The organism is Pseudomonas borbori (assembly GCF_900115555.1).
Taxonomy (GTDB): Bacteria; Pseudomonadota; Gammaproteobacteria; order Pseudomonadales; family Pseudomonadaceae; genus Aquipseudomonas; species Aquipseudomonas borbori.
The window spans coordinates 1-21,698 of record NZ_FOWX01000032.1; the positions used below are offsets into that span (position 1 = coordinate 1).

General features: G+C 66.2%; 18 protein-coding genes. 14 read left to right on the plus strand and 4 right to left on the minus strand.

Features of this window, described 5'->3' with window-relative positions; translation table 11 throughout:
* The 7 genes from BM315_RS19460 to fdhA all read left to right on the plus strand — a co-directional run.
* Window positions 1-693, plus strand: a 693-nt coding sequence (locus BM315_RS19460; protein ID WP_141123983.1) for a serine hydroxymethyltransferase, incomplete at its 5' end; no start/stop codon positions are given.
* Window positions 694-834: 141 nt separating this feature from the next.
* Window positions 835-2,085 (plus strand): sarcosine oxidase subunit beta family protein, encoded by a 1,251-nt coding sequence (locus tag BM315_RS19465; RefSeq protein WP_090504418.1) that lies wholly within the window; start codon window positions 835-837, stop codon window positions 2,083-2,085.
* Window positions 2,086-2,140: 55 nt separating this feature from the next.
* Complete coding sequence (locus tag BM315_RS19470; protein ID WP_090504421.1) at window positions 2,141-2,467, plus strand: sarcosine oxidase subunit delta; 327 nt, start codon at window positions 2,141-2,143, stop codon at window positions 2,465-2,467.
* Window positions 2,464-5,481: a sarcosine oxidase subunit alpha gene (locus BM315_RS19475; protein ID WP_090504424.1), complete on the plus strand. Its 3,018-nt coding sequence runs from the start codon at window positions 2,464-2,466 to the stop codon at window positions 5,479-5,481. Before BM315_RS19470 ends, BM315_RS19475 begins: the two co-directional genes overlap by 4 nt.
* Window positions 5,474-6,103: a sarcosine oxidase subunit gamma gene (locus BM315_RS19480; RefSeq protein ID WP_090504427.1), complete on the plus strand. Its 630-nt coding sequence runs from the start codon at window positions 5,474-5,476 to the stop codon at window positions 6,101-6,103. Before BM315_RS19475 ends, BM315_RS19480 begins: the two co-directional genes overlap by 8 nt.
* Before the next feature lie 119 nt (window positions 6,104-6,222).
* Window positions 6,223-7,086, plus strand: coding sequence for a formyltetrahydrofolate deformylase (gene purU, locus BM315_RS19485; protein ID WP_090504430.1), 864 nt, complete (start codon window positions 6,223-6,225; stop codon window positions 7,084-7,086).
* 177 nt (window positions 7,087-7,263) lie between these two features.
* Window positions 7,264-8,463, plus strand: a complete 1,200-nt coding sequence (fdhA, locus tag BM315_RS19490) for a formaldehyde dehydrogenase, glutathione-independent (protein WP_090504433.1) — start codon at window positions 7,264-7,266, stop codon at window positions 8,461-8,463.
* 73 nt (window positions 8,464-8,536) lie between these two features.
* Here the strand turns inward: fdhA and BM315_RS19495 are convergent, their stop codons facing one another.
* The 4 genes from BM315_RS19495 to choX form a co-directional block, all read right to left on the minus strand.
* A complete protein-coding gene (locus BM315_RS19495; RefSeq protein ID WP_090504435.1) occupies window positions 8,537-9,022 on the minus strand; it encodes a thioesterase family protein in 486 nt (161 codons plus the stop codon).
* A gap of 193 nt (window positions 9,023-9,215) precedes the next feature.
* The gene (locus BM315_RS19500; protein WP_090504438.1) at window positions 9,216-10,181 is read right to left on the minus strand and encodes an L-carnitine dehydrogenase; all 966 of its coding nucleotides are present in this window, start codon (window positions 10,179-10,181) and stop codon (window positions 9,216-9,218) included.
* Between the two features lie 119 nt (window positions 10,182-10,300).
* Window positions 10,301-11,188, minus strand: a complete 888-nt coding sequence (gene cdhC / locus BM315_RS19505; protein ID WP_090504441.1) for a 3-dehydrocarnitine:acetyl-CoA trimethylamine transferase CdhC — start codon at window positions 11,186-11,188, stop codon at window positions 10,301-10,303.
* A 91-nt stretch (window positions 11,189-11,279) separates the two neighbouring features.
* Window positions 11,280-12,218, minus strand: a complete 939-nt coding sequence (gene choX, locus BM315_RS19510) for a choline ABC transporter substrate-binding protein (protein WP_090504442.1) — start codon at window positions 12,216-12,218, stop codon at window positions 11,280-11,282.
* Between the two features lie 289 nt (window positions 12,219-12,507).
* On the opposite strand from choX, the gene BM315_RS19515 reads away from it, so the two are divergent.
* The 7 genes from BM315_RS19515 (at window position 12,508) to etfB (ending at window position 21,687) form a co-directional block, all read left to right on the plus strand.
* A complete protein-coding gene (locus BM315_RS19515; protein WP_090504444.1) occupies window positions 12,508-13,461 on the plus strand; it encodes a GlxA family transcriptional regulator in 954 nt (317 codons plus the stop codon).
* A gap of 238 nt (window positions 13,462-13,699) precedes the next feature.
* Window positions 13,700-14,677, plus strand: a complete 978-nt coding sequence (locus tag BM315_RS19520; protein ID WP_090504447.1) for a dipeptidase — start codon at window positions 13,700-13,702, stop codon at window positions 14,675-14,677.
* A gap of 212 nt (window positions 14,678-14,889) precedes the next feature.
* The gene (locus tag BM315_RS19525) at window positions 14,890-15,420 is read left to right on the plus strand and encodes a 4-vinyl reductase (RefSeq protein WP_090504450.1); all 531 of its coding nucleotides are present in this window, start codon (window positions 14,890-14,892) and stop codon (window positions 15,418-15,420) included.
* Between the two features lie 15 nt (window positions 15,421-15,435).
* Window positions 15,436-17,496 (plus strand): dimethylglycine demethylation protein DgcA, encoded by a 2,061-nt coding sequence (dgcA, locus tag BM315_RS19530; protein ID WP_090504453.1) that lies wholly within the window; start codon window positions 15,436-15,438, stop codon window positions 17,494-17,496.
* A gap of 158 nt (window positions 17,497-17,654) precedes the next feature.
* On the plus strand, window positions 17,655-19,616 hold the full coding sequence (gene dgcB, locus BM315_RS19535) for a dimethylglycine demethylation protein DgcB (protein ID WP_090504456.1): 1,962 nt from the start codon (window positions 17,655-17,657) through the stop codon (window positions 19,614-19,616).
* Window positions 19,616-20,839 (plus strand): electron transfer flavoprotein subunit alpha, encoded by a 1,224-nt coding sequence (etfA, locus tag BM315_RS19540; protein ID WP_090504459.1) that lies wholly within the window; start codon window positions 19,616-19,618, stop codon window positions 20,837-20,839. Before dgcB ends, etfA begins: the two co-directional genes overlap by 1 nt.
* Window positions 20,840-20,913: 74 nt before the next feature.
* On the plus strand, window positions 20,914-21,687 hold the full coding sequence (gene etfB / locus BM315_RS19545; RefSeq protein ID WP_090504462.1) for an electron transfer flavoprotein subunit beta: 774 nt from the start codon (window positions 20,914-20,916) through the stop codon (window positions 21,685-21,687).
* Window positions 21,688-21,698: the final 11 nt, after the last annotated feature.

Genomic DNA, 21,698 nt, shown 5'->3' on the forward strand with positions numbered 1-21,698 from the left:
CGCGCCATCGCCGACAAGGTCGGTGCCCTGCTGTTCGTCGACATGGCCCACGTCGCCGGCCTGGTCGCCGCCGGCCTGTACCCCAACCCGATTCCGTTCGCCGACGTGGTCACCACCACCACCCACAAGACCCTGCGCGGCCCGCGCGGCGGCCTGATCCTGGCCAAGGCCAACCCGGAGATCGAGAAGAAGCTCAATGCCGCGGTGTTCCCCGGTGCCCAGGGCGGTCCGCTGATGCACGTGATCGCGGCCAAGGCGGTGTGCTTCAAGGAAGCGCTGGAGCCTGGCTTCAAGGAGTATCAAGCGCAGGTGATCAAGAACGCCCAGGCCATGGCCAAGGTGTTTATCGAGCGCGGTTTCGACGTGGTTTCCGGTGGCACCGATAACCACCTGTTCCTGGTCAGCCTGATCCGTCAGGGCCTGACCGGCAAGGACGCCGACGCCGCCCTCGGGCGTGCCGGCATCACGGTGAACAAGAACTCCGTGCCCAACGACCCGCAGTCGCCGTTCGTCACCTCGGGCCTGCGCATCGGCACCCCGGCGATCACCACTCGCGGCTTCAAGGAGCAACAGAGCATCGAGTTGGCCGGCTGGATCTGCGACATCCTCGATCACCTCGGCGATGCCGATGTCGAGGCCCGGGTGGCCGAGTTGGCCGCCGGGCTGTGTGCCGATTATCCGGTGTATCGCTGAACTCAGGCGCCATACCCGCGCCCCGTAGGGTGGGCCTTGGCTCACCGCAGCCGGTAACGCCGATGGTGGGTCAAGGCCCACCCTACAAAGGCCGAACAGGCAATCCACGGTTAAGTTTTTACGTATCAGGAGTACCCACTGATGCAACGTTATTCCGGCTTCGGCCTGTTCAAACACTCGTTCAGCCACCATGAGAACTGGCAGCGCATGTGGCGCAACCCGACGCCCAAGCCGGTGTACGACGTGATCATCGTCGGCGGCGGCGGCCACGGCCTGGCCACCGCCTATTACCTGGCGAAAGAGTTCGGCGTGAAGAACGTCGCGGTGATCGAGAAGGGCTGGCTGGGCGGTGGCAACACCGCGCGCAACACCACCATCGTGCGTTCCAACTACCTGTGGGACGAGTCGGCGCAGCTCTACGAGCACGCCATGAAGCTGTGGGAAGGCCTGTCCCAGGACCTCAACTACAACGTCATGTTCTCCCAGCGCGGGGTGTTCAACCTCGGCCACACCCTGCAGGACATGCGCGACATCGAGCGCCGGGTCAGCGCCAACCGGCTCAACGGCATCGATGGCGAAGTGCTGAATGCCAAGCAGGTCGAGGAGCTGATTCCCTACCTCGACTGCAGCAAGAACACCCGCTACCCGGTGATGGGCGCGTCCCTGCAGCGGCGCGGCGGCGTGGCCCGTCACGATGCCGTGGCCTGGGGCTATGCACGCGCCGCCGATGCCCTCGGCGTGGACCTGATCCAGCAGACCGAAGTGATCGGTTTCCGCAAGGAAAACGGCGTGTGCATCGGCGTGGAAACCAACAAGGGCTTTATCGGCGGCAAGCGCGTCGGCGTGGTCACCGCCGGTAACTCCGGGCACATGGCCAAGCTCGCCGGTTTCCGCCTGCCGCTGGAATCGCACCCGCTGCAGGCGCTGGTGTCCGAGCCGATCAAGCCGATCATCGACAGCGTGATCATGTCCAACCAGGTGCATGGCTACATCAGCCAGTCGGACAAGGGTGACCTGGTCATCGGTGCCGGCATCGACGGCTACAACGGTTATGGCCAACGTGGCTCCTACCCGACCATCGAGCACACCCTGCAGGCCATCGTCGAGATGTTCCCGGTGCTCTCGCGGGTACGCATGAACCGCCAGTGGGGCGGCATCGTCGACACCACGCCGGACGCCTGCCCAATCATCGCCAAGACCCCGGTGCCGAACCTGTTCTTCAACTGCGGCTGGGGCACCGGCGGCTTCAAGGCCACCCCGGGTTCCGGCCATGTGTTCGCCGCCAGCCTGGCCAAGGGCGAGATGCACCCGCTGGCCAAGGCGTTCTCGATCGAGCGCTTCCACAACGGCGCGCTGATCGACGAACACGGCGCGGCCGGGGTCGCACACTGATTTTGGCCCCCTCTCCCGGCGGGAGAGGGAGGATGGTTTTCTGGAGGTTCCGACCATGCTGCATATTTTCTGCCCTCACTGCGGTGAGCTGCGCTCCGAAGAGGAATTCCACGCCGCCGGTCAGGCTCATATCCCGCGCCCGCTGGATCCGAACGCCTGCACCGACGAGGAGTGGGGCGAGTACATCTTCTTCCGCGACAACCCACGCGGTATCCACCATGAGCTGTGGATTCACGCCGCGGGCTGCCGCCAGTACTTCAACGTCACCCGCCACACGGTGACCTACGAAATTCTCGAAACCTACAAGATCGGCGAAAAACCCGGCGTGACTGAAGCCAGCCTCGCCGCGAAGAAGGCCGTCGCCCAAGGAGTAACGGCATGAGCCAGATCAATCGCCTTTCCCAGGGCGGCCGCATCGACCGCAGCCAGCCGCTGAGCTTCAGCTTCAACGGCCAAAATTATCAGGGCTATGCCGGCGACACCCTGGCCGCCGCCCTGCTGGCCAACGGCGTCGACGTGGTCGGCCGCAGCTTCAAGTACTCGCGCCCGCGCGGCATCGTCGCCGCCGGTGCCGAAGAGCCGAATGCCGTGCTGCAGATCGGCAGCACCGAAGCGGCGCAGATCCCCAACGTGCGTGCCACCCAGCAGGCGCTGTACGCCGGCCTGGTGGCCAGCAGCGTGAACGGCTGGCCGAGCGTCAACACCGACCTGATGGGCATCCTCGGCAAGGTCGGCGGCGGCATGATGCCGCCCGGGTTCTACTACAAGACCTTCATGTACCCGCAGAACCTCTGGCTGACCTACGAGAAGTACATCCGCAAGGCCGCAGGGTTGGGTCGCGCGCCCAAGGAAAACGATCCGGACAGCTACGACTACATGAACCAGCACTGCGACGTGCTGGTGGTCGGCGGCGGCGCCGCCGGTCTGGCCGCGGCACTGGCCGCCGGGCGTAGCGGTGCGCGGGTGATCCTCGCCGACGAGCAGGAAGAGTTCGGCGGCAGCCTGCTCAGCACCCGCGAGACCCTCGACGGCAAGCCGGCCAGCGACTGGGCCGCCAAGGCTATCGCCGAACTGGAGAAGATGACGGAAGTCACCCTGCTGCCGCGCGCCACGGTGAACGGCTACCACGACCACAACTTCCTGACCATCCACCAGCGCCTCACCGATCACCTCGGCGAAGTCGCGCCCATGGGTCAGGTGCGCCAGCGCATGCACCGTGTGCGCGCCAAGCGTGTGGTGCTGGCCACCGGCGCCCACGAGCGGCCGCTGGTGTATGCCAACAACGACGTGCCGGGCAACATGCTGGCCGATGCCGTGTCCACCTACGTACGTCGTTACGGCGTGGCGCCGGGCCGCCAGCTGGTGCTGTCGACCACCAACGACTATGCCTACCGCGTGGTCCTCGACTGGCTCGATGCCGGCCAGCAGGTGGTCGCGGTCGCCGATGCGCGGAGCAATCCGCGTGGCGCCTGGGTCGAGGAAGCACGCAAGCGTGGCGTGCGCATCCTCACCGGCAGTGCGGTGGTCGAGGCGCGTGGCAGCAAGCGGGTCAACGCGGCGCGGATCTGCGCCATCGACCTGAAAAACCATACGGTCGCCAGCCCCGGCGAAGTGCTCGACTGCGACCTGATCGTCAGCTCCGGCGGCTACAGCCCGGTGGTGCACCTGGCCTCGCACCTCGGCGGCAAGCCGACCTGGCAGGAAGACATCCTCGCCTTCGTCCCCGGTGAAGGCCTGCAGAAGCGCCTGTGCGCCGGTGCGGTAAACGGCATCTTCGCCCTCGGCGCCAGCCTCGCCGACGGTTTCGAGGCCGGCGCGACAGCCGCCGCCGAAGCCGGCTTCAAGCAGGTCGCCGGCAGCCTGCCGAAGGTCGAGAAGCGCCACGAGGAGCCGGCCGTCGCGCTGTTCCAGGTGCCCCACGACAAATCCACGGCGCGTGCGCCCAAGCAGTTCGTCGACCTGCAGAACGACGTCACCGCCGCCGGTATCGAGCTGGCCACCCGCGAGGGCTTCGAGTCGGTCGAGCACGTCAAACGTTACACCGCCCTGGGCTTCGGTACCGACCAGGGCAAGCTGGGCAACATCAACGGCCTGGCCATCGCCGCCCGTTCGCTGGGCATCAGCATCCCCGAGATGGGCACCACCATGTTCCGCCCGAACTACACCCCGGTGACCTTCGGCGCCCTCGCCGGGCGCAACTGCGGGCCGCTGTTCGAGGCCAAGCGCTACACCGCCATGCAAGCCTGGCACCTGCAGAACGGCGCCGAGTTCGAGGACGTCGGCCAGTGGAAGCGCCCCTGGTACTTCCCGAAAGCCGGTGAAGACCTGCACGCCGCCGTGGCTCGCGAGTGCCTGGCGGTGCGCAACGCGGTGGGCATCCTCGACGCCTCGACCCTGGGCAAGATCGACATCCAGGGCCCGGACGCGCGCGAGTTCCTCAACCGCGTCTACACCAACGCCTGGACCAAGCTGGACGTGGGCAAGGCGCGCTACGGCCTGATGTGCAAGGAAGACGGCATGGTCTTCGACGACGGCGTGACCGCCTGTCTGGCCGACAACCACTTCCTCATGACCACCACCACCGGCGGCGCCGCGCGGGTGCTGGAATGGCTGGAAATCTACCACCAGACCGAATGGCCGGAGCTCAAGGTGTACTTCACCTCGGTCACCGACCACTGGGCGACCATGACCCTGTCCGGCCCCAACAGCCGCAAGCTGCTGGCCGAGGTCACCGACATCGACCTGGACAAGGACGCCTTCCCCTTCATGACCTGGAAGGAAGGCAAGGTCGGCGGCGTGCCGGCGCGGGTGTTCCGCATCTCCTTCACCGGCGAGCTGAGCTATGAAGTCAACATCCAGGCCGACTACGCCCTGGCGGTGTGGGAAAAGATCATCGCCGCCGGCAAGAAGCACGGCCTGACCCCCTACGGCACCGAGACCATGCACGTGCTGCGCGCCGAGAAGGGTTTCATCATCGTCGGCCAGGATACCGACGGTTCGGTGACCCCGGACGACCTCGGCATGGGCTGGTGCGTCGGTCGCAGCAAACCCTTCTCCTGGATCGGCTGGCGCGGCATGAACCGTGAGGACTGCCTCAAGGAAAACCGCAAGCAGCTGGTCGGCCTCAAGCCCGTGGACCCGAACAAGGTACTGCCGGAAGGCGCGCAACTGGTGTTCGACCCGAAACAGTCGATTCCGATGACCATGGTCGGCCACGTCACCTCCAGCTACATGAGTTCGGCGCTGAACTATTCGCTCGCCATGGCCCTGGTCAAGGGCGGTCTCAAGCGCATCGGCGAGCGGGTGTTCGCCCCGCTGGTGGATGGCAGCGTGATCGAAGCCGAAATCGTCAGTCCCGTGTTCTATGACCCGAAAGGGGATCGCCAGAATGTCTAACGTCAACGTTTACCAGCAACGCCCCGACGCCGGCCATGCCGAGTCGCCACTGTTTCACGCCGGCCTCGACGAGCTGGCGCGCAAGGGCAAGAGCAGCGCCGGGGTGCGCCTGCGCGAGAAAAAACTGCTCGGCCACCTGACCCTGCGTGGCGACGCCAGCGACCCGGATTTCGCCGGTGGCGTGCACAAGGCCCTGGGCCTTGAGCTGCCGGTGGCCCTGACCCTGGTGGCCAATGGCGCCACCTCGCTGCAGTGGCTGGGCCCGGACGAGTGGCTGCTGATCGTGCCCGGCGGCAGCGAGTTCGCCGTCGAGCAGAAACTGCGCGCCGCCCTGGACGGTCAGCACATCGCGGTGGTGAATGTCAGCGGCGGCCAGACCCTGGTCGAACTGAAGGGGCCGAAAGTCCGCGAGATGCTGATGAAATCGAGCATCTACGACGTCCACCCGAGCAACTTCCCGGTGGGCAAGGCGGTCGGCACCATGTTCGCCAAGTCGCAACTGGTGATCCGCCACACCGGCGAAGACACCTGGGAACTGGTGGTTCGCCGCAGCTTCGCCGACTACATCTGGCTGTGGCTGCAGGATGCCAGCGCCGAGTATGGCCTGGCGATCGAGGCGTAGGTTGGGTGGAGGAGCGCAGCGACGATACCCAACGCTGCGTTCCCGGAATCCGCTGAAAGGGCTGTTGGGTATCGCTTCGCTCAACACCAACCTACGGTCACTCCGCATTGGAGATCGATATGAGCCGCACCCCCGACACCTGGATTCTCACCGCCCACTGCCCGAGCGTGCTCGGCACCGTGGACGCGGTGACGCGCTTCCTGTTCGAGCAACGCTGCTATGTCACCGAGCACCATTCGTTCGATGACCGGCTGTCCTCGCGCTTCTTCATCCGCGTCGAGTTCCGTCAGCCCGACGGCTTCGACGAGCAGGCCTTCCGCACCGGCCTGGACGAGCGCCTGACGCCCTTCCAGATGCACACCGAACTGACCCCGCCGGGCTACCGGGCCAAGGTGGTGCTGATGGTGAGCAAGGCCGATCATTGCCTGAATGACCTGCTCTACCGCCAGCGCATCGGTCACCTGGCCATGGATGTGGTGGCGGTGGTGTCCAATCACCCGGATCTGGAACCGCTGGCGCGCTGGCACGATATTCCCTACCACCACTTCCCCCTCGACCCCAACGACAAGCCGGCGCAGGAGCGCCAGGTGCTGCAGGTGATCGAGGACACAGGCGCCGAACTGGTGGTGCTCGCCCGCTACATGCAGGTGCTGTCGCCGGAGCTGTGCCGCAAGCTGGATGGCTGGGCGATCAATATCCACCACTCGCTGCTGCCCGGTTTCAAGGGCGCCAAGCCCTACCACCAGGCGTACCAGAAGGGCGTCAAGCTGGTCGGTGCCACCGCCCACTACATCAACAACGACCTCGACGAGGGGCCGATCATCGCCCAGGGCGTGGAGGCGGTGGATCACGCCCACTACCCCGAAGACCTGGTCGACAAGGGGCGCGACATCGAGTGCCAGACCCTGGCCAAGGCCATTGCCTACCACCTCGAGCGGCGGGTGTTCCTCAACGCCAACCGCACCGTGGTGCTGCACGCGTAGTTCGGCGGATGGGTTAGCCGCTCAGCGCGCCTAATCCATCGCCAACACAAAGCCGGAGAGGTTTTACCGCACTCACTGCCTTGCTGCGGTCTCTCCAGCAACAGATCCAAGCTCCAGTGCAAGGCCGCGTGGCCGCAGGTCGCGCCTTTGTATCCACAACAACAAAGGAGACATCCAATGTCAGGTAATCGTGGCGTCGTCTATCTCGGCGCAGGCAAGGTCGAAGTCCAGAAAATCGACTATCCGAAAATGCAGGATCCGCGCGGCAAGAAGATCGAGCACGGGGTGATCCTGCGCGTGGTTTCCACCAACATCTGCGGCTCCGACCAGCACATGGTGCGCGGCCGCACCACCGCGCAAACCGGCCTGGTACTGGGCCATGAAATCACCGGCGAAGTGATCGAAAAGGGTCGCGACGTCGAGAACCTGCAGATCGGCGACCTGGTCTCGGTGCCGTTCAACGTCGCCTGCGGCCGCTGCCGCTCGTGCAAGGAACAACACACCGGGGTCTGCCTGTCGGTTAACCCGGCCCGTCCCGGCGGCGCCTACGGCTACGTCGACATGGGCGACTGGACCGGCGGCCAGGCCGAATACGCCATGGTGCCCTACGCCGACTTCAACCTGCTCAAGCTGCCGGACCGCGACCGGGCGATGGAGAAGATCCGTGACCTGACCTGCCTGTCCGACATCCTGCCGACCGGCTACCACGGCGCGGTCACCGCCGGCGTCGGCCCGGGCAGCAGCGTGTACATCGCCGGTGCCGGTCCAGTCGGTCTGGCGGCAGCCGCCTCGGCGCGCCTGCTCGGCGCGGCGGTGGTGATCGTCGGCGACGTCAACCCGGTGCGTCTGGTGCATGCCAAGGCCCAGGGCTTCGAAATCGCCGACCTGTCGCTGGACATCCCGCTGCACGAACAGATCGCCGCCCTGCTCGGCGAGCCGGAAGTCGACTGCGCCATCGACGCGGTGGGCTTCGAGGCCCGCGGTCACGGTCATGACGGTGTGCAGCACGAGGCTCCGGCCACCGTGCTCAACTCGCTGATGGGTGTGGTCCGGGTCGCCGGCAAGATCGGCATCCCCGGCCTGTACGTCACCGACGATCCAGGCGCGGTCGATGCCGCCGCCAAGAAGGGCGCCCTGAGCATCCGCTTCGGCCTCGGCTGGGCCAAGTCGCACAGCTTCCACACCGGCCAGACCCCGGTGATGAAGTACAACCGCCAGCTGATGCAGGCGATCATGTGGGATCGGATCAACATCGCCGAAGTGGTGGGCGTACAGGTGATCAGCCTGGACGACGCACCCAATGGCTACCACGAGTTCGACGCCGGCGTGCCGAAGAAATTCGTCATCGACCCGCACAAGCTGTTCAGCGCCGCCTGAAACCAATGCCTAACCTGGGCCGCCCCCGCGTGTGGGCGGCGCCAGTCTTTCGGGAGCCTTGCGGCTCCCTTTTTTATGCGCGCGATTTAACGGTCGTGGCGGGCAGGCCAATGATCCGGCCGACATGGACGGGCCGCGGCAGATCGCGGTGCGCCTCGTAGAGTGCCTGCACGGCTGCCAGCACCGCGTCGTCGAACGGCGCCGAGCGCGCGCCCAGGCTGTCGACGTTCATCAGCATCTGCTCGCTGGCCGCCAGCAGCTGCCCGCCGCCCGGATAATAGAGGCCGTGATGGATATGCAGACGCTTGCGGTCATGCGCCAACAGCTGGGTACGCACCTCGACCTCGACGCCGAGCTTGACCTCGGCCAGGTAGTTGAGGTGGCACTCCAGGGTGTACAGGCTGTGACCCGTGCGTGCGCGCCCGGCCTCGTCGAGGCCGAGCCGGTCCATCAGCGCGTCGGTGGCATAGCTGAAGATCAGCAGGTAGAAGGCGTCGCGCAGGTGGCCGTTGTAGTCGACCCACTCGGGCAGGATGGCGGTGCGGTAGGGGGTGAGCATGGCGGTGATGATCCTCGACGTTGTACGAAACCCGTAGGGCGGACTCAGGAGCGTAGCGAACAGTCCGCCAGCGAGCGGCGTACTGTTGCGCGAGCGGACCGTCGTAGGAGCGGGCCATGCCCGCGATTGGATTTTTCGCGGGCATGGAACTAGGCGCTCCCCCCGCTCCTACGGGTTCTGCGCCGCGACAGGGTTATTCGGCGAAGGCGAAACCGTGCTGCGCCTTGGTCTGTTTGATCGCGCCGAGCACGGCGAGCAGGCAGTCGTCGCGGTAGCGCTCCAGCTCGGCGATGCTGCGCTCGCCCTGCTGGGCGCTGGTGCCTTCGACCACCTGGTCGATCAGCGTCGCGGTCAGCTCCGGCGCCTGCAGGTAGGTCCAGGGCAGTTGCAGCGCCGGGCCGAACTGGGCCATGAAGTGGCGCATGCCGGCATCGCCGCCGGCCAGAGTGTAGGTCAGGAAGCTGCCCATGAACGACCAGCGCAGGCCGGCGCCGAAGCGAATCGCGTCGTCGATCTCGCCGGTGCTCGCCACACCGTCGTTGACCAGGTGCAGCGCCTCGCGCCACAAGGCCTCGAGCAGGCGGTCGGCGATAAACCCCGGTACTTCCTTGCGCACATGCAGCGGGCGCATGCCCAGGCTGGTATAGACCTGAATGGCGGCCTGTACCGCCGCCGGCGCGGTCTTGGCGCCGCCGACCACTTCCACCAGCGGCAGCAGGTAGACCGGGTTGAACGGGTGGCCGACCAGGCAGCGTTCGGGGTGCACGGCGTCGGCATAGAACTCGCTGGGCAGCAGGCCCGAGGTGCTGGAACCGATCAGCACATCGGGACGCGCGGCGGCACTGATTCTGGCGTGCAGCTCACACTTGAGCTCGAGGCGCTCCGGCGCGCTTTCCTGGATGAAGTCGGCGTTGTTCACGCATTCCTCGATGCTGGCGACGAAGCGCAGCCGCTCGGGTGCGGCGCCGGGGGCCAGGCCTTGCCGCTGCAGAGCCGGCCAGGCATTGGCGATGCGCTGGCGCAGCGCCGCCTCGGCGCCGGGCGCCGGATCCCAGGCGATCACGTCGAGGCCGTGGGCCAGGGCGCGGGCGATCCAGCCGGCGCCGATCACGCCGGTGCCGAGGGCGGCGAAGGTTTTGATGTCGGTGACAAAGGGCATGGTGGCTCCTGGCAATGGAATGAGGTGAATGCTGTACGTAGGAGCGGGCCATGCCCGCGAACCGTTGTGGACCGCGGGCATGGGCTAGGCGCCCCACCGCTCTTACAAGGGCAAAGGGTTCAACCGCGGCGCTTGAGCTTCATCTTTTCGCGGCCCTCGGCCGGGGTCAGGACGCGGCCGCCGAGGCGCTGGATGATCTCCACCGCGCGCTCGACCAGTTGCGCGTTAGTGGCATACAGGCCGCGATCCAGCCAGATGTTGTCTTCCAGGCCGACCCGCACGTTGCCGCCGAGGAGCATGGCCTGGGCGACCATCGGCATCTGCATGCGGCCGATGCCGAAGCCGGCCCAGGTGGCGCCGGCCGGCAGGTTGTCGGCCATGGCCTTCATGCTGGTGGTGTCGGCTGGCGCGCCCCAGGGGATGCCCAGGCAGATCTGGAACAGCGGATCCTCGAGCAGGCCTTCCTTGAGCAGCTGCTTGGCGAACCACAGATGACCGGTGTCGAATATCTCCAGCTCGGCCTTGACCCCCAGCTCGGTGATGCGCCTGGCGCCGGCACGCAGTTGCGCCGGGGTGGAGACGTAGATGAAGTCGCCGTCGCCGAAGTTCAGGGTGCCGCAGTCCAGGGTGCAGATTTCCGGCAGCAGCTCTTCGACATGCGCCAGCCGCTCCAGCGGGCCGACCAGGTCGGTGCCGGCGCCGAACTCCAGGGGTTGCTCGCCGCGGCCGATCTCCAGGTCGCCGCCCATGCCGGCGGTGAGGTTGATGATCACGTCGGTGTCGCTCTCGCGGATCCGCTCGACCAGCTCGCGGTACAGCGCCACGTCGCGGCTCGGCTTGCCGGTGTGCGGGTCGCGCACATGGCAGTGGGCCACGGTGGCGCCGGCCTTGGCCGCCTCGATGGCGGCGGCGGCGATCTGTTTCGGGGTGACCGGGATGGCCGGGTGCTTGCCGACGGTATCGCCGGCGCCGGTGACGGCACAGGTGACTATGACTTCGTAATTCACGGTTGTTTCATCCTTCTACGAGGCGATCAGAGACCGTGCGCGGCGTAGCGCGCACGGGATGGGTCGCTTAATTACTTACCGACGGTGGCGCTTACTTGAGCGAGGCAAAGACGCTGTCGGCGCCACTCTTGCCGTCGAAGCTGGTGACCCCGGCCAGCCAGCGCTGAACCACCTCGGGGTTGGCCTTGAGCCAGGCGCGGGCGACCTGGTCCGGCGCCTCGCGGGCCATGATCGGCTGCATCAGCTCGGCTTCCTGGGCGCTGGTGAAGCGCAGACCGCTGAGCAGGCGCTCGGCGTTCGGGCAGCGCTGGGCATAATCCGGCGCGGTGACGGTGGACACGGTGGCGGCGCCGTCGTTGGGACCGAACACATCCTCGCTGCCGGTCAGGTAAGTGATCGGCATCTGGATATTCATCGGGTGCGGCTTCCAGCCGAAGAACAGCACCGGCTTGTTGTTCTTCACCGCACGGCTGACCGCGGTGAGCATGGCCGCCTCGCTGGACTCGATCAGCTTGAAGCCGCCGAGGCCGAACTGATTGCTGTCGATCATCTTCTGGATCGCGGTATTGGCCCCGGAGCCGGCTTCGATGCCGTAGATCTTGCCGTCCAGCTGCTCCTTGAAGCGGGCGATGTCGGCGAATGTCTTCAGCCCCGCTTCGGCGCTGTAGCTCGGCACCGCGAGCACCGCGATGGCATCGTTCAGCGAGGGCTCTGGCGCCACCCGCACCGCGCCCCTGGCCAGGAAAGGCTTGATGTTGTCGTCCATGATCGGCTTCCAGTAGCCGAGGAACACATCGATCTGCTGCTTCTGGATACCGGCGAAGATGATCTGCTGCGACGCCTGAGTCTGGCTGGTCGAATAGCCCAGGCCTTCGAGCAGCTCGGCGGCGACCGCGGTGGTGGCGACCACGTCGGTCCAGCCGACCACGCCGATACGGACCTTCTGGCAACTGGCGTCTTCGCCGGCCAGCAGGGTGGAACTGCACAGGGTGAGTAAACAGCCAGCGGCGAGTGCGTTGAGACGGTTCATGGATGCTCCCGGCCTTACGGTTGATTTGCTTATTCTGACGGAGCCTGGCGGCTCCCTCCGTATTCGGGCTTCACAGCGCCCGATGTGGCCAGATTACGCAGCGCTGTTGGGCAAAAAACGAACTATAACGACTAGCTGTTGAACAGAAGCGACCAGTTGGCTTGCACCGGCGCCCGTCCTGCCTTGTAGTAAGGCGCTGCAGCACCGTAGTCCGGATGCAATCCGGGAACCCACCGCCCCGGATTGCATCCGGGCTACCGGCCACCACTGCACCGGCGGAATGACCTGCATGCCCCAGATTTTGTGCTTTCTCCTGCTGCCCGGCTTCTCCATGATGGGCCTGATGGCGGCCATCGAGCCGTTGCGCGTGGCCAACCGCTTTCGCGCCGAGCTGTACCGCTGGCGTTTGCTCAGCCTGGATGGCGCCGCAGTGGCGGCGAGCAACGGCATGTCGCTGAACGTCGACGCCGCACTGGAGTCGCCGGGCGCCGGCAGCAGCCTGTTCGTGGTCGCCGGCTTCGAGCCGCTGGCCCTCTTCGATCACCGCCTGGGGCACTGCCTGCACCAGGCCGAACGTGAAGGCGCGACCCTCGGCGGCATCGACACCGGCAGCTTCGTCCTCGCCGAAGCGGGGCTGTTCGGCCAGCAGCGCCTGACCCTGCACTGGGAAGCCATCGAGGCCTTCCGGGAGCGCTACCCGCGTCTGGCGGTGACCCAGGAACTGTTCGAGATCGACGGCAAGCGCATCACCAGCGCCGGCGGCACCGCCAGTCTCGACCTGATGCTGACCCTGATCGGCCGCGATCACGGCGAGGAACTGGCGCTGGCGGTGTCCGAGCAGTTCGTCCTCGGCCGCATCCGCTCGCGCCAGGACCATCAGCGCATGCAGATCGCCAGCCGCTACGACGTGCACAACAAGAAGCTGGTGCAGGTGATCGGCGAGATGCAGCGCCACAGCGAGCAGCCGCTCGGCTCCCGGCGACTGGCCGAGCTGATCAGCGTCACCCCGCGCCAGCTGGAACGCCTGTTCCGCCAGCACCTGGGCGAGACCCCGTCGAACTTCTACCTGGGCCTGCGCCTGGACAAGGCGCGCCAGCTGCTGCGCCAGACCGACATGAGCGTGCTGGAAGTCGGCCTGGCCTGCGGCTTCGAGTCCTCCTCGTATTTCTCGCGCTGCTACCGCGCCCGCTTCGCCAGCTGCCCCAGCCAGGACCGCCACGAGCATCCGGCCGCCACAGCCTGAGTGGGAGGGGCTTCAGCCGCGGCTGAAGGCTAGGCGCCCCCGCTCTCCCACAAAAGCCCTCACCTGCGGCGCCTGGCTAGCCTCGCCCAGCCGACGGCTTATCCGTTCGCGACCTGCTCTTGACGCTTTCGGCAATACCCCGGTCGTTTTTGCACCGGGGTGTCCTGCCCCCCAGGGATATGCTCCCCACAAAGCGCCAGCATCGGGATTGGCGACAGCAGACAAAGGGGACAGCCTGATGAGCCCAGCAGAAGTACACGCCGACAGCATCGTCATCGACGGCCTGATCATCGCCAAGTGGAACCGCGAACTGTTCGAGGACATGCGCAAGGGCGGCCTGACCGCGGCCAACTGCACCGTCTCGGTGTGGGAAGGCTTCCAGGCCACGGTTAACAACATCGCCGCCAGCCAGAAGCTGATCCGCGACAACAGCGACCTGGTAATGCCGGTGCGCACCACCGCCGACATCCGCAAGGCCAAGGAGCTGGGCAAGACCGGCATCCTCTTCGGCTTCCAGAACGCCCACGCGTTCGAGGACCAGATCGGCTACGTCGAGGTGTTCAAGCAGCTCGGCGTAGGCATCGTGCAGATGTGCTACAACACCCAGAACTTGGTCGGCACCGGCTGCTACGAGCGCGATGGCGGCCTGTCCGGCTTCGGCCGCGAGATCGTCGCCGAGATGAACCGGGTCGGCATCATGTGCGACCTGTCCCACGTCGGCAGCAAGACCAGCGAGGAAGTCATCCTCGAATCGCAGAAGCCGGTGTGCTACTCGCACTGCCTGCCGTCGGGCCTCAAGGAGCACCCGCGCAACAAGTCCGACGAGGAACTGAAGTTCATCGCCGACCACGGCGGCTTCGTCGGCGTGACCATGTTCGCGCCCTTCCTGGCCAAGGGCATAGACTCGACCATCGACGACTACGCCGAGGCCATCGAGTACGTGATGAACCTGGTCGGTGAAGACGCCATCGGCATCGGCACCGACTTCACCCAGGGCCACGGCCAGGACTTCTTCGAATACCTGACCCACGACAAGGGCTACGCCCGCCGCCTGACCAGCTTCGGCAAGATCGTCAACCCGCTGGGCATCCGCACCGTCGGCGAATTCCCCAACCTGACCGAGACCCTGCTCAAGCGCGGCATGCCCGAGCGCGTGGTGCGCAAGGTGATGGGCGAGAACTGGGTAAGGGTCCTGAAGGACGTCTGGGGCGAATGATGAATACCTGCGGAGCCTACTGCGCACACCGATAGCCGCGTCGCGTCCTCGCGACAAGCTCGCCGTACATGCGTACTGCTCTCGCTTGTCGTTGCGGGTCTCCTTGCTCTCGGCGCGCTCGCTACGGCTCCACAGGCATTCATGGCAACTTTTTCATCCAGCCGGGCGCCGCCCGGCCAAACGCAAAACACGAATTCCGGAGTACCGAACAGATGACCACCCACGCCCCCGAAATGCCCATCCAGGTCGACGACGAAACCGGCGTCTGGACCACCGACGCCCTGCCGATGCTCTACGTACCGCGGCATTTCTTCGTCAACAACCATATCGGCATCGAGGAAGTGCTGGGCGCCGACGCCTATGCCGAGATCCTCTACAAGGCCGGTTACAAGTCCGCCTGGCACTGGTGCGAGAAGGAAGCCGAATGCCACGGCCTGTCCGGCGTGGCGGTGTTCGAGCACTACATGAAGCGCCTGTCGCAACGCGGCTGGGGCCTGTTCAAGACGCTGTCGATCGACCTCGACAAGGGCACCTGCGAGGTACGCCTGGAGCATTCCGCCTTCGTCTACGTCTACGGCAAGTGCGGGCGTGCGGTGGACTACATGTTCACCGGCTGGTTCGCCGGCGCCATGGACCAGATCCTCCAGGCCCAGGGCAGCAGCATCCGCACCCGTGCCGAACAGGTCTATGGCGCTTCGCAAGAAGGCCACGACCATGGTCTTTTCGTCGTCAAGCCGCTCTAAGTCGAGGAACGAGTCATGGCCTTTGAAGCAATGTTCCAGCCGATCCAGATCGGCAAACTGACCATCCGTAACCGTATCGTGTCCACCGCGCACGCCGAGGTCATGGCTACCGACGGCGGCATGACCACCGAGCGTTACGTCAAGTACTACGAAGAGAAGGCCAAGGGCGGCGTCGGCCTGGCCATCTGCGGCGGCTCCTCGGTGGTCTCCATCGACAGCCCGCATGGCTGGTGGAGCTCGGTGAACCTGTCCACCGACCGCATCATCCCGCACTTCCAGAACCTGGCCGATGCCATGCACAAGCATGGCGCCAAGATCATGATCCAGATTACCCACATGGGTCGTCGCTCGCGCTGGGATGGCTTCGACTGGCCGACCCTGATGTCGCCGTCCGGCATCCGCGAACCGGTACACCGCGCCACCTGCAAGACCATCGAGCCGGAAGAAATGTGGCGCATCATCGGCGACTTCGCCAAGGCGGCGGCCCGGGCCAAAGCCGGTGGTCTGGACGGCGTCGAGCTGTCGGCCGTGCACCAGCACATGATCGACCAGTTCTGGTCGCCACGGGTCAACAAGCGTACCGACGAATGGGGCGGCACCTTCGAGGGTCGCATGAAGTTCGGCCTGGAAGTGCTCAAGGCCGTGCGCAAGGAGGTCGGTGACGACTTCTGCGTGGGCCTGCGTATCTCCGGCGACGAGTTCCACCCGGACGGCTTGTCCCACGAGGACATGAAGCAGATCGCCAAGTACTACGACGACACCGGCCTGCTCGATTTCATCGGCGTGGTCGGTTCTGGCGCCGATACCCACAACACCCTGGCCAACGTCATCCCCAACATGAGCTTCCCGCCTGAGCCCTTCCTGCATCTGGCGGCCGGCATCAAGGAAGTGGTCAAGGTACCGGTGCTGCACGCGCAGAACATCAAGGACCCGAACCAGGCCACGCGTATTCTCGAGGGCGGCTACGTCGACATGGTCGGCATGACCCGCGCCTTCATCGCCGACCCGCACCTGATCGCCAAGGTCAAGATGGGCCAGGTCGACCAGATCAAGCAGTGCGTCGGTGCCAACTACTGCATCGACCGCCAGTACCAGGGCCTGGACGTGCTGTGCATCCAGAACGCCGCAACCTCGCGTGAATACATGGGCTTGCCGCACATCATCGAGAAGACCACCGGCGTCAAGCGCAAGGTAGTGGTGGTTGGCGGCGGACCGGCCGGCATGGAGGCGGCGCGCGTCGCCGCCGAACGTGGCCACGACGTCACCCTGTTCGAGAAGAAGGACCAGCTTGGCGGGCAGATCACCACCGCCGCCAAGGCGCCACAACGTGACCAGATCGCCGGCATCACCCGCTGGTACCAGCTGGAACTGGCGCGACTGAAAATCGACCTGCGTCTGGGCACCGGTGCAGATCCCGCGAGCATCATGGACCTGCGTCCGGATATCGTGGTGCTGGCCAACGGCGGTCATCCGTTCCTCGAGCAGAACGAGCACTGGGGCGCGGCCGAAGGCCTGGTGGTGAGCAGCTGGGATGTGCTCGACGGCAAGGTCGCACCGGGCAAGAACGTGCTGGTGTACGACACCATCTGCGAATTCACCGGCATGTCGGTCGCCGACTTCATCGCCGACAAGGGCAGTCAGGTCGAGATCGTCACCGACGACATCAAGCCGGGTGTCGGCATGGGCGGCACCTCGTTCCCCACGGCCTACCGCAGCATGTACCCGAAGGGCGTGATCATGACCAGCGACATGATGCTGGAAAAGGTCTATCGCGAGGGCGACAAGCTGGTGGCGGTGCTGGAGAACGAATACACCGGCGCCCTGGAAGAGCGGGTGGTCGACCAGGTGGTGGTGGAGAACGGCGTACGCCCGGACGAAACGCTGTACTACGCACTCAAGGAAGGTTCGCGCAACAAGGGCCAGGTCGACGTCGAAGCGCTGTTCGCGATCAAGCCGCAGCCTTGCCTCAGTGAAGCCGGCGACGGCTACCTGCTGTTCCGCATCGGCGACTGCGTGGCCCAGCGCAACACCCATGCCGCGATCTACGACGCCCTGCGTCTGTGCAAGGACTTTTAAGCTTGCCTCCCCTCTCCCTGCGGGAGAGGGGCCGGGGGTGAGGGATGGTTGGCGCAACTGGATTGCCAGTCGCCGGACATTCCCCTCACCCCAGCCCTCTCCCGGAGGGAGAGGGAGCTGACCGTACCGCCTTTAGGTCCCCCTAAGGAGACCAACGAATGTTAAACACCCTACTCCCCATCCTGCTGTTCGCCGCACTTGGCCTGGCCGTGCTCGGCGCGGGCAAGCGTTTCCTGATGTGGCGCCGCGGACGACCGGCCAAGGTCGATTGGCTCGGTGGCCTGCTGGCCATGCCGCGCCGTTACCTGGTCGATCTGCACCATGTGGTCGAGCGCGACAAGTACATGTCCAGGACCCACGTGGCCACTGCCGGCGGCTTCGTCCTGGCTGCATTGCTGGCGATAGTCGTGCACGGCTTCGGCCTGCACAACCGGATCCTCGGCTTCGCCCTGCTGGGCGCCTGTGTGCTGATGTTCGTCGGTGCGCTGTTCGTCGCCAAGCGCCGGCGCAACCCGCCGGCGCGGCTGTCGAAAGGCCCGTGGAATCGCCTGCCGAAGAGCCTGCTGATGTTCTCGGTAAGCTTCTTTATTGCCACCCTGCCGGTGGCCGGCGTCCTGCCGGCCGACTTCGGCGGCTGGATGCTTGCCGCGGTGCTCGCCGTCGGCGTGGCCTGGGGCGTGTCCGAGCTGTTCTTCGGCATGACCTGGGGCGGGCCGATGAAGCACGCCTTCGCCGGCGCCCTGCACCTGGCCTGGCACCGCCGCAGCGAGCGCTTCGGTGGCGGTCGCTCGACCGGTCTCAAGGCGCTCGACCTGGACGACCGTCAGGCGCCGCTGGGTGTGGAGAAGCCCACGGATTTCACCTGGAACCAGTTGCTCGGCTTCGACGCCTGCGTGCAGTGCGGCAAGTGCGAGGCGGCCTGCCCGGCCTTCGCCGCCGGCCAGCCGCTGAATCCGAAGAAGCTGATCCAGGACATGGTGGTCGGCCTGGCCGGCGGTAGCGATGCCAAGTTCGCCGGCAGTCCCTACCCTGGCAAAGCCATCGGCGAACACAGCGGCGGTCCGCATCTGCCGATCGTCAACCTGGGCGGCAAGGCCCTGGTCGATGCCGAGACCCTGTGGTCCTGCACCACCTGCCGCGCCTGCGTCGAGGAATGCCCGATGATGATCGAGCACGTCGACGCCATCGTCGACATGCGCCGTCACCTGACCCTGGAAAAAGGCGCCACACCGAACAAGGGCGCCGAAGTGCTGGACAACCTGATCGCCACCGACAACCCTGGCGGGTTTGCTCCCGGCGGCCGTTTGAACTGGGCGGCGGATCTCGACCTGCCATTGATGAGCGAGAAGAAGTCGGTCGACGTGTTGTTCTGGGTTGGCGACGGCGCCTTCGACATGCGCAACCAGCGCACCCTGCGCGCCTTCGTCAAGGTGCTGAAAGCGGCCAATGTCGACTTTGCCGTACTCGGCCTGGAAGAACGTGACAGCGGCGACGTGGCCCGACGCCTGGGCGACGAGGCGACCTTCCAGGCCCTGGCCAAGCGCAACATCGCCAGCATGAGCCAGTACCGCTTCAACAAGATCGTCAGCTGCGACCCGCACAGCTTCCACGTACTCAAGAACGAGTACGGCGAACTGGGCGGCCACTATCAGGTGCTGCACCACAGCACCTATATGGACGAGCTGATCGGCGCCGAGAAACTCAATCTCGGTCAACACAAGGGCGGCAGCGTCACCTACCACGACCCCTGCTACCTGGGCCGCTACAACGGTGAATATGAAGCCCCGCGCGCGGTGCTCAAGGCCATTGGCATCGAGGTCAAGGAGATGGAGCGTTCCGGCTTCCGTTCGCGCTGCTGCGGCGGTGGTGGCGGCGCGCCGATCACCGACATTCCCGGCAAGCAGCGAATTCCCGACATGCGCATGGTCGACATCCAGCAGACCGGTGCCGAACTGGTCGCCGTGGGCTGCCCGCAGTGCACCGCGATGCTCGAAGGTGTGGTCGAACCACGGCCACAGATCAAGGACATCGCCGAACTGGTGGCAGACGTATTGCTCGAGGCGCCCGCACCGGCAAAAAAGCCCGTGCCGGCCAAGCCTGAAGCCCTGGAGGTGCACTGATGAGCGACATCATCCGCCGTGACCCGCGGGCCGAATGGATCGCCCGCAACCGCCTGCACCCGCTGCACGCGGCCATGCAGAAGGCTGAGACCAGCTGGATGGGGCCTAACGGCATCGTCCGCAAGAACCCCCACGCGGTCGGCTTCATCGGCCCCAACGGGATCAAGCGCATCGACCGCAGCGGCGCCCAGCAGGGCGGCAGCGGCAAGCGCACAACCGCCAGTGCCGTGGTGCAACTGCCGCTGCATGTGATCGAGCAACCGGCCTTTTATATCGCCGTGGTGCCGGACATGATCGGCGGCCGCCTGAGCGCCCACGACAAGGACCTGCTCGGCCTGGCCAACAAGCTGGCCGGCAGCGACGGCGCGGTGGTCGCGGTGGTGTTCGGCGAGTACAAGGAAAACGCCTTCGACACGGCCGGCGTCGACCGCTTGCTGCACCTCGACGGCGAGCTGTTCGATGGCTACGCCCCCGAACAGCGGATACTGGCCCTCGGCGCCGTGGAAAGCCAACTGGCACCGCGCCACTGGCTGCTGCCGGACAGCCGCACCGGCGGCGGCGAACTCGGTCGCCGACTGGCCGCCAAACTCGGCGAGCGCCCGGCCACGCGGGTCTGGCAGGTCGCCGAGGGCCAGTGCATCGGCCGCGCCGGGGCCGGCCGCGAAGACCTGGTGCGCCGCGCACCACGGCTGATCCTGGCCGCCGTCGAGTGCGCCGAGCCGGTTAGCGACAGCCGCCATGAAGTGCGTCCGCTGGAACTGCAGGGCAAGATCGCGCGCAACCTGCCGCGCATCGAGGACCTCGGCGCCGTGGCCGTCGACCCGGCGCTGATCCCCATGGCCGAGGCCGAATTCATCCTCTCCGGCGGCAACGGGGTCAAGGACTGGACCCTGTTCCATCGCGCCGCCGTCGCCCTCGGCGCCACCGAAGGCGCATCGCGGGTGGCGGTGGACGACGGCTTCATGCCGCGCAACCGTCAGGTCGGCGCCACCGGCACCTGGGTCACCGCGCGGGTCTATATGGCGGTCGGCATCTCCGGGGCGATCCAGCACCTGCAGGGCATCGGTGCCTGCGACAAGGTGGTGGCGGTGAACATGGATCCCGGCTGCGACATGATCAAACGCGCCGATCTCTCGGTGATCGGCGATTCGGCGGCGATCCTCGCCGCGCTGATCGAGCGGGTCGCAGCCTACCGCCAGGCGGGAGAACGCGATGCGGCTTGAGACTCCTGTACCCCGGATGCACTCCGGGCTCCTCAACACCGATTCCCGGATTAGATCCGGGCTACGGGTGAACCATGACTGATCTGAACATCATCACCCTGGTCTCGGTCGGCGCTCATCCGACCTCCGGCCGCGCGCGGCGCGCCGAGCAGGACGCGCGTGCGGTCGAACTGGGCCTGCGCCTGGCCGGCGAGCGGCTACAACTGCTGCACGCCGGCGACCCGCGGGAAGAGACGCTGCGCGCCTACCTGGGCATGGGCCTGGGCGAGATGGCGGTGCTCGAACAGCCGCCTGGCGCCGATGCCCTGCCGGTACTCGCGGATTATCTGCGCCATGCCGGCGCCCAGCTGGTGCTCACCGGCAGCCAGGCGGAAACCGGCGAAGGCTCGGGCATGCTGCCTTTTCTCCTCGCCGAGCAGCTCGGCTGGCCCCTGGTGGTCGGTCTGGCTGAGGTGGAGAAGATCGAGAAAGGCCAGGCCCAGGTGCTGCAAGCCCTGCCCCGCGGCCAGCGGCGCCGGCTCAAGGTGCGCCTGCCGTTTATCGCCAGCGTCGACAACGCCGCACCGGCCGCCCGCCAGAGCGCGTTCGGCCCGGCCCGGCGTGGCCAGTTGCAGGCTAGCGAGGTGGCCATCGTCGACGACAGCCTGCTCGCCGAAGCCCAGTTGCAGGCGGCGCGGCCGCGACCGAAACGGCTCAAGGTGATCAAGGCCAAGACCGGTGCCGAACGCATGAAGGCGGCCACCGCCAAGGCGTCCGGCGGTGGCGGCCAGGTGCTCAAGGATGTCTCGGCGCAGGCTGGCGCCGAGGCCATCTTTAAGTTATTGGTCGAGGAAGGTGTGCTGCGCTAGTCGCGGCGCCA

Coding starts and splice junctions, on each gene's coding strand:
- choX (WP_090504442.1), bottom strand. CDS start 12,218: ATGAACCGTCTCAACGCACTCGCCGCTGGCTGTTTACTCACCCTGTGC.
- BM315_RS19500 (WP_090504438.1), bottom strand. CDS start 10,181: ATGCCCTTTGTCACCGACATCAAAACCTTCGCCGCCCTCGGCACCGGC.
- etfA (WP_090504459.1), top strand. CDS start 19,616: ATGAGCGACATCATCCGCCGTGACCCGCGGGCCGAATGGATCGCCCGC.
- purU (WP_090504430.1), top strand. CDS start 6,223: ATGAGCCGCACCCCCGACACCTGGATTCTCACCGCCCACTGCCCGAGC.
- dgcB (WP_090504456.1), top strand. CDS start 17,655: ATGTTAAACACCCTACTCCCCATCCTGCTGTTCGCCGCACTTGGCCTG.
- fdhA (WP_090504433.1), top strand. CDS start 7,264: ATGTCAGGTAATCGTGGCGTCGTCTATCTCGGCGCAGGCAAGGTCGAA.
- BM315_RS19495 (WP_090504435.1), bottom strand. CDS start 9,022: ATGCTCACCCCCTACCGCACCGCCATCCTGCCCGAGTGGGTCGACTAC.
- dgcA (WP_090504453.1), top strand. CDS start 15,436: ATGGCCTTTGAAGCAATGTTCCAGCCGATCCAGATCGGCAAACTGACC.
- BM315_RS19515 (WP_090504444.1), top strand. CDS start 12,508: ATGCCCCAGATTTTGTGCTTTCTCCTGCTGCCCGGCTTCTCCATGATG.
- BM315_RS19465 (WP_090504418.1), top strand. CDS start 835: ATGCAACGTTATTCCGGCTTCGGCCTGTTCAAACACTCGTTCAGCCAC.
- BM315_RS19480 (WP_090504427.1), top strand. CDS start 5,474: ATGTCTAACGTCAACGTTTACCAGCAACGCCCCGACGCCGGCCATGCC.
- BM315_RS19520 (WP_090504447.1), top strand. CDS start 13,700: ATGAGCCCAGCAGAAGTACACGCCGACAGCATCGTCATCGACGGCCTG.
- BM315_RS19475 (WP_090504424.1), top strand. CDS start 2,464: ATGAGCCAGATCAATCGCCTTTCCCAGGGCGGCCGCATCGACCGCAGC.
- BM315_RS19525 (WP_090504450.1), top strand. CDS start 14,890: ATGACCACCCACGCCCCCGAAATGCCCATCCAGGTCGACGACGAAACC.
- BM315_RS19470 (WP_090504421.1), top strand. CDS start 2,141: ATGCTGCATATTTTCTGCCCTCACTGCGGTGAGCTGCGCTCCGAAGAG.
- etfB (WP_090504462.1), top strand. CDS start 20,914: ATGACTGATCTGAACATCATCACCCTGGTCTCGGTCGGCGCTCATCCG.